The following is a 14,169-nucleotide window of genomic DNA, read 5'->3' on the forward strand; positions in this document are numbered from 1 at the left end:
GCGCAACAATACATTTTCGTGCCGCCCCCACCGGGCCGCACCCTGCCACGCACCGATCATCCGTACCGCTTTCGCGGTTACCGAAGGGAGCCGAGTGCCTCGGCCCCTTCAGTTACCGACCGTATGCTTGTACGCCCCCACCCCGACGGATGGCGCATCACCCTCCACCCCGCCCACGGCCTTCTGGCCGCTGACCTGTACACCCATTTGCCGCGCGTAGTGCCCCCCGCCCTGGCCCTGCCCACCCTACTGGCCGTGGCGCAGCACGACGACCACCAGATCGACTTCAGTAGCGGCGACTACCTGACGGAGCGGGGTGCCCCAAAGGATTTCACACTATTGCGCATGAATGAATCCCAGCGGAGCGAACAGGCCGAACACCTGCTGGCCGACGCCTATCGCAAGCACCTGTGGACGGGGCTGGTTATCGGCCGGCACTACGAATACCTGTACGACGGGGAGGCCGTAGACGCGCGGCTGAAGAAGCTGCTGCGCCGCATCGCCGACAAGCGCAAGAAGGTGCTCAAGGCCCGGGGATGGCCGGCCGAACTGCTGGAAACCACCTACGGCCGCTTGCGCTTCTGCGACCGCCTGTCGCTGATCCTCTGCGGGGAAGAACTGCCCGCCGTGGGGCGCCGGCTGGAGGTGAACGAAGGACTCGGTGAGGCCACCTTCGTCAATCAGCATCCGGAAACGGACGAAATCAACCTGACCCCCTGGTGCTTTGCCGAAGATCGCGTCAAGGTATCGGTGGAATCCTACGTCCTGGACAAGCTCACTTTCAGCAGCGGCAAGGCCCTGGGTGAGGCGCTGGCCGGCACCCTGCCCGAGTTACGCGAATGGGTGTTCGTCAAAGGAAACATCCCCGCGGCGGAATAATCCAGGCAGCATTCCGGCGGGATTGGTCAGGAACCGGTCCGGCCGGCAGCAGCAACAAACATGGCACCCGCGACCGCGGCGGAAAAGGGCGAGCCCGGAATCAGGCAAGTATCCGGGCTACGCGATGGTCCGTCGGCGTGGTAGTTATCCGCTAGCGCGTCCAGTAATCCACTACGAAGACATCTTTAAGGTGGGGACCCAGGATGCGCCCGAACTCCTGGTGGGCCGGGTGCGGCAGGTAAGCATCGCGGTCCGCCTCGCTGTGAAAGGTCAGGAAGAAGGCGTGGGTGAAACCCTTGTTCAGGCCTTCCGGACTGTTGTTCACGCCCCATTCGAAGTCGCGGATCTGCTCGATTTGCTCGGGCAGGGCGCTGAACGCCTGCTGTACGCTATCGATCTGGGCGGGCGTGGCGTCGTCCTTGAAGGCAAAGAAAACGGCGTGGCGCAGCAGGCTGTCGGGGGAAGCGGTACGGTCGTCCTCCATGGTCGGGGGTGTTTCAACGGCGGGTGGGGGAAGTTCTTCCTGGCAGGCGGTGAGCAGGCCGAGAAGGAGGAGTGGTAAGAGGCGCAGGATATTCATGTCCCGAAGGTAAGTCGGGCCGGGAAAAAAGGTGGCCTTACCACCGGTCCGGGCCTAATTGTGACCCTGCGCAGGTGGCCCCTGAGGGTCATTATTCATCGTCGCGCTTGGTGGCAGGTGGCTATATTGCCGCCATGACCGCCGACCTGCCCATTTCCTTCTCCACAACCGCCGAACGTGCCCTGGCCGACGTTGACCCCGCGGGGCGGGTCGAGCAGCTGGCCCGCCATACCCGCGAGATGGCCACGGCCATGATTGCCCGGGGGGATGCTTGTCCGGTGGGCGAGGACGAAGATTTCACCAACCTGGAATGCCGGCTGACCCATTTCGTATGGGCGGAGCGCGCCAAGCACTTTCTGCTGCTGTACCGCGACGTACAGCTGCAACTGCAGATTGCCACCCTGCTCGTACGGGAAGGCAAGACCGACGAAGAGGCCGTCAACCAGCTGTACCGACGCTCGCGGGAAGCCCTGGCGGAGGCACTGGCCGATTGGGATGCCGACCACAATGCCCAGCTCGACGCCCTGAAAAGGAATGAAAAGCAGCGGCGGCGTCAGCTCAACGCCTGGAAACTGCAGCACAACCCCTGGCCGCTCTACCGCCACCAGCTGGAGGAGATCGCCGGGCAGTCGACCGCCCTGTCGACCGAATACTCCCAGTTGTCGCGGAAGGCCGACGGATTCGGTGAACTGCGTGCCCTTTTGAAGGAGACCATCGCCGTGACCGAGGAAGTCACTACCCGGGCCCAGCACCGGGCGGAAGAGATCATCACTTTCCTGCGGGAAGGCGATACGGAACCCGACCGGCCGGGCGTGGTGGCCTCCCGCCTGGAAGACTACGCGAACGGTGAAACGCCCCCCAATCGGCTCGACCACTACACCAACCGGGTCAATGCACTGATCGCCCGCTTCAGCGAAAAGCAGCGCGTGACGGTAGCCTCCGAAGGCGGCCTGCTGAAGTACAAGGAGATCAATTTCCGCCGCTCCACCGACCAGTGGGTCAGCGCGGAGATCATGCCGATCATCTACGAACTTTGGGAGCTGAGCGAACAGATCAACAACGGGCTCAACGTAGCCGTGGCCAACGTGCGCAACCGCGCCCTCCTCCTGGCTACGGAGCTGAAGGCCGGCCACGAGGTTTCCATCGACAACAATCAGCTGGCCCAGCCGCTGGCCGTCTTCCTGGAAAAGACCGAGAAAAGACGCGACCAGTTTACCGCCCTGCGCCACCGGCTGGAAGAACGGATCCGGCAGGACCTTCAGCTCACTTCCGTCTACCGGCCCGATCCGGGGTTCCTGCCCCTGCCCCTGCAGTCGGGCATCGACGTCTTCACCCGCCGGCAGGGCCGCTGGATCACCACCGTGCAGGAATGGTTGCATCGGCACGCCTCCGGGGTGAGCCAATTCCTGGGTGCCGCGGCCCGGGAAGACAAACTCTCCGCCAGCGAGAAGACCGTCCGGGTAATCCGGCAGCGCACCCTCACTCCCGACAACGCCGCCTATACTAATATCCTCATAACCCGGGGTTACATCGGGGAATCTTTCCTCGTCGGCCGGGAACGGGAAACCGCCCATCTGAAAGAACTGATCCAGAACTGGAAACTCGGCTTCCGCGGTTCGGTCATCCTGACCGGCAACCGCCTGGCCGGCAAGACGCTGTTCGGCGAACTTATCACCAATCGCTTTTTTGCCGGAAATACCATTCGCCTGCAACCCCATTCCAGCGTGATGGTCCAGGGCCGGCGTACCCCCACCACTGGCGACCTGAGCGCCGCGCTGGCCTTCGTGGAAAAGTACACCGTGCAGAGCCGCCCAATGGTCTGGATCGACGACCTGGAAACCTGGACCGACGCCGAGACTACCCTCGCCGCCAACGTACGGGCCTTGGGCGAGCACATTGACGACTACTCGGGGCGGATCTTCTACCTGGTCTCCACCAGCAACGCCGTCTACCACCACCTCAACCGCTACCTCGACGTGGGCCGCGTATTTCAATCGCGCATCAGTCTCGACGACTTCTCCGCCGAGGATATGATCCGGGCCGTCCGGATCCGCCACGGCGCCACCCACAAGCTGCTCGTCGACGCCGACGGTGAGCCCGTCAGTGATGCGGCTTTCAACAAAATGGTCAAGCGCATCTTCCGCGCCACCGACGGCAACGTAGGGGAAACGATCAACCGCTGGGCCTACTACACCGAGCGCTACGACGACGAACGGGTGGTGCAGTCCACCGGACGCCGCTACAGTCTGCCCGCCTTTCTGTCCCCGGACACGGCACCGCTGCTCAGTACCATCCTGCTGGAGAAACAGGTCCGCGACTACCGGCTGCGCAAGCTCTTCGGACCCGCCTACGCCGAACGGTACGCCAGCATCCTGCAGCGGCTCATCCGCATCGGACTGGTGACGCGCCACCCCGACGGCAACCTTGAGATCACGGAAAGCGTGGTCAACGACCTCGGCAAGATGCTAGAGGCCGAATCCTACCTCAACTACTCAAGCTAAGCGATGGAAGCCTATGAACTCCCCGATCTAACCTGGGTAGACCTGATCCTCGCCGCGGTCATCCTCTACGGCACCTACGCGCTGCTGTCGCTGCTGCGCGACCGCCTCCAGCGCACCCGCCGTACCCAGGGCGTGCGGGCCGGGGCCCATAACGTCATCGCGGCCTTTCTCCTGTACTACGAGCCGATCACCCTGCTGGTGATGGCCACCCTCTTCGTCTTCGTTAATCCCCTGCTCCACGGGGTGATCCTGGCCCTGCTGATACTGGCCGGCTTTGCACGCCTGCGCGACTACCTCAGCGGGCGCATCATCCTCGGCACCCCACTCATCGGCGTGGGTAAGCGGATGAAGACGGACCGCTTCACGGGGGTCATCAGCCGGATCAACCGCATCGGGCTGTACCTGCAGACCGGCGAGGGGCTCCACTTCGTAAACTACACCACCCTGCTGACCGAAGGCTACAGCCTTGTCACCGGTAAAGATATCGGGGGTTACTACCAGCTGAACCTGGTGGCCGCGAAGGACGCCCGCGACCCGCTGACCGACCTCCTCGACCGGCTTACCTCCACGCCTTACCTCGACCGCAGTTTCCGCCCGGAACTGTCCTACGCCGAATACGGCACCCGCGACATCCAGGTACGCCTGTCGGTGCGCGAGGAAAAACACCTCTCCGAATTACTCAGCCTGCTCCAGGAGTGGGGATACCCCGCCACCATCGCCCAGCGCTAAGCGCACTGAATCATCCGCCATGCAATCCGTAGATCCCTACCTGCTCATCATCGAGGCCTCGGTCATCATCATCCTCTCGTTCTTCTTCGGCGAGGTGTCCAAGCGTACGAATATCCCTTCCGTGCTGATGCTCATCATCCTGGGCATCCTCATCAAGCTGGGTCTCGACGCCTTCGGCTTCGGCAACCTCAATTTCTTTCCGATCCTGGAGATCCTCGGCATCATCGGCCTGATCATGATCGTGCTCGAGGCCGCGCTGGAGCTCAAGCTGGAACGCGACAAGTACCTGGCCATCGGCAAAGCCCTCGTGGTGGCCCTCGTGGGCCTGGGTGCCTCGACCTGGGTGGCCGCCATCATCCTCGAGCGCTTCATCGACGGCATGACCACCCAAAGCGCCTGGCTGTACGCCACCCCGCTGTCCATCCTGTCGAGCGCCATCATCATCCCCAGCGTTACCGGCCTGAAGGGCCACAAGCGCGAGTTCCACATCTATGAAAGCACCTTTTCCGACATCCTCGGCATCATGCTCTTTTACTTCCTGACCAGCCAGTTGCCCATCTCGGAGGCCGCGGGCGAGACGCTGGACGTGGTGGAGCATACGGGGGGCGGACTGGCCTTCTTCGGCAACGTGGTGCTGACCATCGTGCTGTCGCTCATCGCCAGCTACGCCATCGTGCTCATCTTCCAGAACATCAAGAGCCACGTCAAGCTCTTCCTGCTGATCGCCGTGTTGCTGCTGCTCTACGCCGTCGGCAAGCGGCTGCACCTGTCGTCGCTGATCATCATACTCATCTTCGGGCTCCTCATCGCCAACATGCGGCTGTTCTTCCGCGGGCCACTCAAGAAGTTGCTCAACTACAAAAAGGCTTTACACATTTACGAGGGACTGCACGTGGTGACGGTGGAAACGGCCTTCGTGGTGCGTACCTTCTTCTTCGTCATCTTCGGGGTGACCATCACCCTCTCTTCCCTGCTAAGCGTCGACGTGGCCATTGTGAGCCTGCTCATTATCCTGAGCATTTACGTGATCCGCTTCGTGGTCCTGCGCATCTTCATCGGTTCCGACATCCTGCCGCAGTTGTTCGTGGCCCCGCGCGGACTGATTACCGTGCTGCTGTTCTACGCCATTCCCACCGAGGCGTCCATTGCCAATTTTGAGCCCGGCGTACTGCTGTTCATCATCATCGGTACCAGCCTGATCATGACCCTGGCCATGGTGGTCGACAAGAAGCGAACCACCTCCGCCATCCGCAAGGTAGCGGACGCCCCAGTGGGCTACGAGCGCTGGAAGGCCCCCACCCTTTCCGATGCCGTGGTAGAATCGAAATCGCACGAATAGAGTAAGCTACCGATAAAGGGTAGGCGGCGGGGTCGCAGGTGCCATGGACCGTCGCGAAATCCGGCGTACCGCGGTACCCAGCGGCATAACATCCGCCCGTTTTTCCTGTTTGTCTGGCGTGACCACCTCCTCCAAAATATTTTACGGCCTCGGCGCTTTTCTGGTCGTGGTAACCCTCGGCTACTTTCTCGGTCCCAGCATCGAGCAGCCAGAGTACCCAACCGATCTCCCCGACCTGCCCGATGACTTACCCGAACTCGACCGGTACATCAGGAATAGCGAAGCCCGCGCGCCAACCCGTCCGGATAACGCGGCGCGGATCGTGTGGCAGGACTCCGTGCCTGCGGTCACGGAATACGCTTTCGTCTACCTCCACGGTTTCGCCGGCAGTTACCGCGACGGCTACCCGGTAAACGTGAACGTACCGGCCATTTTCGGTGCCAATGTCTATCTCTCACGTTGGTCGGGCCACGGCCTGCGCCCCGATGCGGCCCTGGAGGAATTCACCCCGGAGAATGCCTGGTCCGACGCCCGGGAAGCCTTGGCGATCGGGCAGCGAATCGGCCGCAAGGTGATCATCATGTCCACCTCCACCGGGGGTACGCTTGCCCTGAAACTGGCGGCTACCTACCCGGATGAAGTCTTTGCCCTGATCAACATGGCGCCGAACGTGGAGGACGACCAGCCGGGAGCCTCCCTGCTGATGAGCCCGTGGGGGCACGAACTCGCCCGCCTGGCTTCCTTTGGCAGCAATAAAAAGATCGACCACAAGGAGCCCCGCGCCGCCCAGTATTTCGACACCATCTACCCCTCCGAGGCGCTGGTCAATTTGCAGATCCTGGTGCAGACGACGATGACCGACAGCACCTTCGCGGCCGTCGGGTGCCCGGTCCTCACGGTATATTACAAGGAGAACTTCCTGCAGAAGGATGAGCACGTGGAGGTGAGTCGCTTTCCGGAGGTACACGATTCATTAGGGACCCCCGAAAACAAACGACTACTGGTGGCCCTGCCTACCCCGAAAACGCACTTTGTCGGCAGCGACATCAAGTCGGAGGACTGGATGGCCCCCCAGCGCGTGATGGTTGAATTCTGCACCGACGTGCTCGGCATGGAGCCCCTACTTCCGATCGATCACGTTGCGGACGCTGCCGGCCTCGAGTAACCTCCGGCGGGCTTCTTCGTATGACAGGCCGGTCGATTCCACGATCATCTTCGTGCCGCGGTCGATGAGTTTGGCGTTGCTCAGTTTCATGTCCACCATACGGTTGTCCATTACCCGCCCGAGCCGGATCATGACGGAAGTCGTGATCATGTTCAGGATGAGCTTTTGGGCGGTACCGGATTTCATCCGGGTACTGCCGGTCACCACCTCGGGGCCTACCACGGCCACGATGGGGTGGTCGCAGACCTGGGTGACGGGGGCGCCGGGGTTGCAGGTGACGCATCCGGTGAGGAGGCCGGCTTCCCGCGCGCGCCGCAACCCACCGATCACGTAGGGGGTCGTGCCGGAGGCCGCGATCCCGACGATGGTATCGTCACCGTTGGGCGTGTATTCGGCCAGGTCCTTCCAGGCCTGTTCCTCGCTGTCTTCGGCCGACTCAATGGACTCGCGCAGGGCACGGTCGCCACCGGCGATCAGGCCGATGACCATACCCGGCGGTACGCCATAAGTGGGTGGGCACTCGCTGGCATCGAGCACGCCCAGGCGGCCACTGGTGCCGGCTCCGATGTAGAACAGGCGGCCACCGCGCTCCATGCGCGGCACGATGGCTTCCACCAGAGCCGTCAGGGCGGGGATGCACTGGCCCACGGCCGGGGCCACCTTGCGGTCCTGCTCATTGATGAAGGTGAGGAGCTCCCGGGCGGAGCGGTTCTCGAGGTGGCGGTACGGACCGGGCTGTTCGGTGATCTTCACGGCTGGAAGGTTTACAAAGAGGACTAATTACGGGGCTGAAGGTAAGGTGTGGTACGGGACGAGGTAGCAGAATCCCGGGAAAAGACATAGATCTGGCGGGGCTCAAGCAATCCACATTGCCGTGACTATCCAGCGGAAAAGCCTGGACGCGCAAATGACCGCCGGCGGTCACGGATGAAACGATCCTGCCACCGATTGCCCGGCGGGGCGGCTTGTGAAGTATATTTGCGGAAATTTTGAATTTGTGCATCCTGACTCCCATTTAGATAAGTACTTCAAATCGGCTTTCACGGTCGACAACGTCATCTTCGGATTTGACGAGGGGGAGTTGAAGGTGCTGCTCATTCGCCGCAGTGAGGAACCCTACGACAACTACTGGGCGCTGCCCGGTTACTTCGTCCGGCAGAATGAAGACCTTGACGAAGCGGCCCAGCGGGTCCTCTGGGAAACCACCGGTCTCCAGAACGTTTACCTGGAACAGTTGCGGACCTTCGGCGCACCGGCGCGTCACGCCTTCGGGCGGGTCATCACGGTGGCCTATTACAGCCTGGTGAAGATCGCTGATTTTTACCCCCGGGCCGACGGACTTTCCCGCGAAGTAGCCTGGCACAGCCTGCACGAAGTCGGCGAGCTGGCCTTCGACCACGCCCGCATCCTCGAGACGGCCATTGCCCACCTGCAGCAGAGCGTGCGCACCCGGCCGGTCGGATTTGAACTCCTGCCCCCGGAATTCACCCTCACCGAACTGCAGCACCTCTACGAGGCCATCTGGGACACCGAGCTGGAGAAGCGCAATTTTCGCAAGAAGATCCTGTCAATGCAACTCATCATTCCCCTCGACCGCATGCAGCAGGGGGTATCGCACCGGCCGGCCCGCCTGTACCGCTTCGATGAAGCCCGGTACCGGGCACTGACGCGGCAGGGATTCAACTTCGAGATGCGCGGATAGCCCGAAACTACCCCCACGGATAAGTTGGATGGCGGGAAAAGGTGACGGCTTGTCGCAGTTTGCCGTTATGGCCTGACAGAATTGCCGCCAAAAATTGTGGCCCCTTTTTTGCGGCCTACCGTAGTGCTAAAATTTTTCAAGAAGATGAGCAAGAACAATGACGATCAGCCGATCGTAGACGACGAAATGCTGAACCACAGCGACGCCGCCCCCGAGGAGCAGGTAGTCGAGGAGGACCTCAAAACGGACGGCGACCTCCAGGAGGAGCGCCCCGACCAGGTAGACCTGGATGAACTGCAGCAGCGCTTGCAGGAAAAGGAAGACCGTTACCTCCGCCTCTATGCCGAGTTCGACAACTACAAGCGCCGCACCCAGCGCGAGCGGCTGGAGATGATGGACACCGCCGGCAGTAAAACCATGAAGGCTCTGCTGCCCGTGCTCGACGACTTCGACCGCGCCGCCCAATTGGCCGAACAGGACGAGGCCACGGCCGAGATCTGGAACAACGGGATCGGGCTGGTCCGCAAGAAATTATTGTCGGCCCTGGCCTCCCAGGGACTAAAACCCATGGAAAGCACGGGTGAGGAGTACAATCCCGACCTCTTCGAAGCAGTTACAGAAGTACCCCATCCCGAAATGAAAGGAAAGGTGGTCGACACCATCGAACGCGGCTATACCCTCAACGGCCGCATCATCCGCCACGCAAAGGTGGTGGTGGGCAAGTAGCCTCCCCCGGCCCCTTCCCCAACCAATATAAGTAAAGCCATATGGCAAGAGATTATTACGAGGTACTCGGTGTAGCCAAGAACGCCGATTCCGACACATTGCGCAAGGCCTACCGCAAGATGGCCATGAAATACCACCCCGATCGCAACCCCGGCGATGCGGCGGCGGAAGAGAAATTCAAGGAAGCTGCGGAGGCCTACGACGTACTGAACGACGACGACAAGCGCGCGCGGTACGACCGCTTTGGCCACGCCGGCGTGAACGGACAAGGCGGCTTCAGCGGCGGCCCCGGCGGCATGACCATGGAGGACATCATGGCGCAGTTCGGCGACATGTTCGGCGACGGCGGCGGGGCCTTCGGTTCCTTCTTCGGTGGTGCGGCCGGCGGCGGCGCGCGGCGCCAGCCGCGCGGTGAGCGCGGCTCCAACCTGCGCATCAAAGTGCCCCTGACCCTGGAGGAGATCGCCGAAGGCGTCACCAAGCGCATCAAGGTTAAGCGGCAGAAGGCCTGCGACGTCTGCGACGGCAGCGGTGCCAAGGACGCCGAGAGCGTCGAAACCTGTCGTACCTGCGGCGGGGCCGGCGTGGTCCGACAGGTGCGCTCCACCTTCATCGGCCAGATGGCTACCACCACGACCTGCCCCACCTGCTCGGGAACAGGTACTCAGATCAAGGCCACCTGCAACAACTGTAAGGGCGACGGCCGGGTCTACGGCGAAGACACCATAGAGGTAAACATCCCCGCCGGCGTCGAGGAAGGCATGCAACTCAGTATGCGAGGCAAAGGCAACGCCGGCCGCCGCGGCGGCCCTCCCGGCGACCTGCTCATCAATGTGCAGGAAAAGCCGCACGACGAGCTCCAGCGCGACGGCCAGAAACTCATCTACGACCTGTATCTGAACTTCGCCGATGCCGCCCTGGGCACTTCCGTGGAAGTACCCACGATCGCCGGTCGCGTCAAGATCAAGGTACCCGCCGGCACCCAGTCCGGCAAGATCTTCCGCCTCCGCGGCAAAGGCCTGCCCGCCCTCCAAAGCCACAGCCGGGGAGATCAACTGATCCACGTCAACCTTTGGACGCCCAAGAAACTCACCCGCGAGGAAACGGAACTGCTGGAGCGCATGCGCACCATGGAGAATTTCGACCCCAAACTGGAAAAGGGCGACAAGGGCTTCTTCGAGCGGATGAAGGAGTATTTCGCGTGAGCCTGAGGCTGACGGGAATCCTGATTCTTACTATTGCGCTCCTGACCGGATGCGGACCTGACATTACCTACCAGGAAGAAAAGGTACTCGGGCCCGGCGGCTGGGCCTACGCCGACAGCGCCAGCTTCGTCTTTCCGGTGACCGACACCGCCGCGCGCTACGACATGGTACTGACGGTCACCCACGGGACCGACTTCCCCTACCAGAATTTCTATACCCGCCTCACTACCCACCTGCCCGACGGCACCGTACTTAACCAGCCGCTTTCGCTGCAGCTGGCCGACAATTACGGCAAATGGTACGGAGACTGCGGCGCCGAGGAGTGCACCATCGACATCTCGTTGCAGGAAGGCACCCGTTTTATCCAACCCGGTGAGCACCGACTGGTCGTAGCCCAGTTCTCCCGCGAGGATCCACTCGCGGCGGTCACCGGCATCGGCTTCCGTCTCGTGCGCCAAGAGGATTGAGTGCTCATCCGCCTGGTCGCTACAACCCCCACGCCTCCGGCGGTGTCTGTAATCACATGCGTCACTACCTGATTCTTTTTCTGCTTTGCGCCGTCTCGGCCGCCGGCTACGGGCAAACCCCTATGGCCGCCCCCGACGCGGAACCCGTCAAAAGCTACGAGGACGATACCCGCTGGACCGAAGTGGACGACCTGGAAGGTCGCTACCGCATCCAGACCCCGGGGCCCCTGGAACATAAGGCCGATACGCTGCTGACCGCCGTGGGCGAGCAGGTGTTCCATACCTACTTCTTCAAGGTGCCCGACCTGCAGCGGGCCGAGAACCTTATTTACGTGCTCAGCTACGTCGACTACCCGGACGGCACCTTTCACGCGGACAGTACGGAACTCGTGGAGGAACTGCTGCTCTCTACTCAGGAGTCGGCCGCCGAAGCCCTGCGCGGCGAGGTCATCTACACCACCCCCCGTGAGGTCTCGGGTAGCCCCGGGCGCCTCTGGCGGATCGACTATAAGGACGGGGAAGCCAGCGCCCGCACCCTGGCCTTCGTGATCGGCGAGCGGTACTACGAACTGAAAACCTTTGCCCTCACTGGGCGCGGGCTGGGCGAGGCATCGGACAAATTTTTCCGCAGCTTTGAGTACCTGGGTAGCCGGGACAGCCGCGGTGCCCTTCCTACCCCCAGGTAGTCGTACGGGGCGGCGGCGCGCGAGTGCCGACCACCGACCACGGTGGCAGAGTACCCAGGCCCTACATACCAGCCGACTTCATAACGAACCCCCGTAGGGGGCAGGCGTTCCTCCGCAAAAGAACGCTATGAAGATCGACCTTAAAGGACAAACCGCCATCGTCACCGGATCGAGTACCGGCCTGGGCCGAGCCTGCGCCGTCAGCCTGGCACGCGAGGGCATGAACGTGGTCGTCAACTACCACAGCAGCGACGAAGAGGCCCACGACACCCTGCGCGAAATTGAGGCGGAAGGTGGACGGGCCATCATTGTGCAGGCCGACGTATCCAAGGAGGAAGACGTGGCGCGGTTATTCGCGGCCTGCCACGAGGCCTACGGCCACCTGGACCTGCTGGTCGCCAATGCCGGCCTGCAGGCCGACGCAGCCTTCACCGAAATGACCCTCGAGCAGTGGAACAAGGTGATCAGCGTCGACCTGACCGGACAGTTCCTCTGCTGCCGCGAGGCCGCCCGGATTTTCCGCAAGCAGGGCGTCCACGATCATTCCAGTGCCGCCGGAAAGATCATCTGCATGAGTAGCGTACACGACGAGATCGCCTGGGCCGGCCACGTTAATTACGCCGCGGCCAAGGGCGGCGTCAAGATGATGATGGAAAGCATGGCCCAGGAACTGGCCGGCGAAAAGATCCGCATCAACAGCATCTCACCGGGGGCCATCCGCACCGACATCAACCAGGCGGCCTGGAACACCGAAGCGGCCATGAATGACCTGCTCAAGTTGATCCCCTACGGTCGCATCGGGGAAGCCGAAGACGTGGCCAACCTCTGCATCTTCCTGGCCAGCGACGCCAGCGACTACATTACCGGTTCTACCATTTACATCGACGGGGGCATGATGCTCTACCCCGGCTTCCGCTTCGGGGGGTAGGCAAAGGCCAGCAGGAAGACCGTGAATAGGGTCACTCCCACCGAGGTTTCCAACGTGTTCTCGACCAGGCAACTAAGAGTAAGCATTACCCAGATGGCCGCGTACCGGGGGTCGCGCCACCGGCCGTCGGCGTAGCCGATCAGGAAAAAACATCCGACGGTGATCACGAAGCCGACCACCCCGCTGCCGGCCAGCGCGGTGACGAACTGGTTGTGGGGACGCTTGGGTTCCACTCCGGGATACCGGGCGGCGTAGCGTTCGTTCATGACCCGCTGCAGGTTGCCCTGCCCCACCCCGAGCACCGGGTGTTCGCGCCAGACTTCCAGTCCCAGACGAATGCTGGTGAGCCGCCCCTGGTCTGAGTACTGGGCCGTATCCTGACGCACGTCCCGGTGCAGCAGTTCGTAGCGCATATAGTTCATCTTAGTCTGGAAACTCGGCACCGTGAGGTAAGCCAGCACCGGCAGCGCCAGCAGGCCCAACAGTCCCGCGGCCAGATATCCGTAGCGGCCCGACCGCAAGGCCCAGCCGCCCATCACCACCGCCCATCCGGCGTAGGCCGTAGCCAGCCCCGTACGTACGGCCAGCAAGTGAAGGGTCAGGAAACAAAAAAGCCCCAGCATCAGCAGCCACCGGCTCCGGTAACGCAAATAGCCGTCCGCCCCCACCACCGAGGCCAGCGCAACGAGCAGGCTGAACCGGATGTGATTGTCCCGCGGCACGGGCAGGGGCTGTCCCTGTCGGATTAGCTCATTAAATTCTGGGAAGTGCAGGGCATAGTTGATCAATACGCTGGCTGCGACGACCGCGACGAAGCCGACCCACGCCAGATTGACCTTTACGGCACCCGCGCGCGCCGCCCAATGGGTACCAAAAGGAAGTGCAGCCCACGCCAGGGGAAGCAACAGTAACGGAATCTTGATGCGCAGCCGCTCCAGGTAGTACCCCCACTCTTCCGTCTGCGGGGCCCCGGCCAACAGCAACAGGTACAGGCCCGCCAGGCCCCAGCAGAGCGAACTGGAAAGGGCCCGAGGGATAAATCCAAGCGGACCGTCGGGGGAAAGAATAATAGATGCGGCTACGACCACGATGAGGGAGATCGACAGGAGCGCCGGTGCGAACACCAGCCCCACCAGCGTACCGGCCAGTCCGGCGGCTACCAGTCCTTCACGCCAGGCACTCTGCTGCATCGACACCATGGGCCGTAAGATAGTCCGGGTCCATCCTTCGTGCCTATCTTCGCCCGCCAAACCGCAGCAGCA

The 14,169-nt window shown here is 62.3% G+C and carries 14 protein-coding genes; 11 read left to right on the forward strand and 3 right to left on the reverse strand.

The features are described 5' to 3' along the window. The first annotated feature begins 123 nt into the window (after nucleotides 1-123). Entirely contained in the window at nucleotides 124-879 is a 756-nt protein-coding gene (locus E4021_RS04395) for a DUF3891 family protein (protein WP_136456708.1), read from the forward strand. Between the two features lie 151 nt (nucleotides 880-1,030). Here E4021_RS04395 and E4021_RS04400 read toward each other — a convergent pair whose 3' ends face one another. Beyond that, nucleotides 1,031-1,459 carry a Dabb family protein gene (locus E4021_RS04400; protein WP_136456710.1) on the reverse strand — a complete coding sequence of 143 codons (429 nt, stop codon included), beginning with the start codon at nucleotides 1,457-1,459 and terminating at the stop codon, nucleotides 1,031-1,033. Nucleotides 1,460-1,593: 134 nt separating this feature from the next. Here E4021_RS04400 and E4021_RS04405 point away from each other — a divergent pair, with 134 nt between their 5' ends. The 4 genes from E4021_RS04405 to E4021_RS04420 are packed head-to-tail and all read left to right on the forward strand — an operon-like array spanning nucleotide 1,594 to nucleotide 7,193. Beyond that, the gene (locus E4021_RS04405; protein WP_136456712.1) at nucleotides 1,594-3,960 is read left to right on the forward strand and encodes a hypothetical protein; all 2,367 of its coding nucleotides are present in this window, start codon (nucleotides 1,594-1,596) and stop codon (nucleotides 3,958-3,960) included. A gap of 3 nt (nucleotides 3,961-3,963) precedes the next feature. Beyond that, a complete protein-coding gene (locus tag E4021_RS04410; RefSeq protein WP_136456714.1) occupies nucleotides 3,964-4,689 on the forward strand; it encodes a hypothetical protein in 726 nt (241 codons plus the stop codon). A gap of 19 nt (nucleotides 4,690-4,708) precedes the next feature. Further along, a complete protein-coding gene (locus E4021_RS04415; RefSeq protein ID WP_136456716.1) occupies nucleotides 4,709-6,028 on the forward strand; it encodes a cation:proton antiporter domain-containing protein in 1,320 nt (439 codons plus the stop codon). A gap of 43 nt (nucleotides 6,029-6,071) precedes the next feature. Further along, entirely contained in the window at nucleotides 6,072-7,193 is a 1,122-nt protein-coding gene (locus E4021_RS04420; protein ID WP_136456718.1) for an alpha/beta hydrolase, read from the forward strand. Here the strand turns inward: E4021_RS04420 and murQ are convergent. Next, entirely contained in the window at nucleotides 7,149-7,946 is a 798-nt protein-coding gene (gene murQ / locus E4021_RS04425; RefSeq protein ID WP_136456720.1) for an N-acetylmuramic acid 6-phosphate etherase, read from the reverse strand. The genes E4021_RS04420 and murQ overlap by 45 nt on opposite strands. A gap of 244 nt (nucleotides 7,947-8,190) precedes the next feature. Here murQ and E4021_RS04430 point away from each other — a divergent pair, with 244 nt between their 5' ends. From E4021_RS04430 to E4021_RS04455, 6 genes are all read left to right on the forward strand, one after another. Further along, the gene (locus E4021_RS04430; protein WP_136456722.1) at nucleotides 8,191-8,895 is read left to right on the forward strand and encodes an NUDIX hydrolase; all 705 of its coding nucleotides are present in this window, start codon (nucleotides 8,191-8,193) and stop codon (nucleotides 8,893-8,895) included. A 144-nt stretch (nucleotides 8,896-9,039) separates the two neighbouring features. Further along, nucleotides 9,040-9,621: a nucleotide exchange factor GrpE gene (locus E4021_RS04435; RefSeq protein ID WP_136456724.1), complete on the forward strand. Its 582-nt coding sequence runs from the start codon at nucleotides 9,040-9,042 to the stop codon at nucleotides 9,619-9,621. A gap of 41 nt (nucleotides 9,622-9,662) precedes the next feature. After that, nucleotides 9,663-10,826: a molecular chaperone DnaJ gene (gene dnaJ, locus E4021_RS04440; protein WP_136456726.1), complete on the forward strand. Its 1,164-nt coding sequence runs from the start codon at nucleotides 9,663-9,665 to the stop codon at nucleotides 10,824-10,826. Continuing rightward, complete coding sequence (locus E4021_RS04445) at nucleotides 10,823-11,293, forward strand: gliding motility lipoprotein GldH (protein ID WP_136456728.1); 471 nt, start codon at nucleotides 10,823-10,825, stop codon at nucleotides 11,291-11,293. The genes dnaJ and E4021_RS04445 overlap by 4 nt, the downstream gene beginning before the upstream one ends. Nucleotides 11,294-11,349: 56 nt before the next feature. After that, nucleotides 11,350-11,979 (forward strand): hypothetical protein, encoded by a 630-nt coding sequence (locus E4021_RS04450; RefSeq protein WP_136456730.1) that lies wholly within the window; start codon nucleotides 11,350-11,352, stop codon nucleotides 11,977-11,979. A 127-nt stretch (nucleotides 11,980-12,106) separates the two neighbouring features. Next, nucleotides 12,107-12,907 carry an SDR family oxidoreductase gene (locus tag E4021_RS04455; protein WP_136456732.1) on the forward strand — a complete coding sequence of 267 codons (801 nt, stop codon included), beginning with the start codon at nucleotides 12,107-12,109 and terminating at the stop codon, nucleotides 12,905-12,907. Here E4021_RS04455 and E4021_RS04460 read toward each other — a convergent pair. Continuing rightward, nucleotides 12,880-14,106 (reverse strand): O-antigen ligase family protein, encoded by a 1,227-nt coding sequence (locus tag E4021_RS04460; RefSeq protein ID WP_136456734.1) that lies wholly within the window; start codon nucleotides 14,104-14,106, stop codon nucleotides 12,880-12,882. The two genes, E4021_RS04455 and E4021_RS04460, sit on opposite strands and share 28 nt — an antisense overlap. Nucleotides 14,107-14,169 lie beyond the last annotated feature (63 nt).

It is taken from the genome of Neolewinella litorea (assembly GCF_004803465.1).
Classification (GTDB): domain Bacteria; phylum Bacteroidota; class Bacteroidia; order Chitinophagales; family Saprospiraceae; genus Neolewinella; species Neolewinella litorea.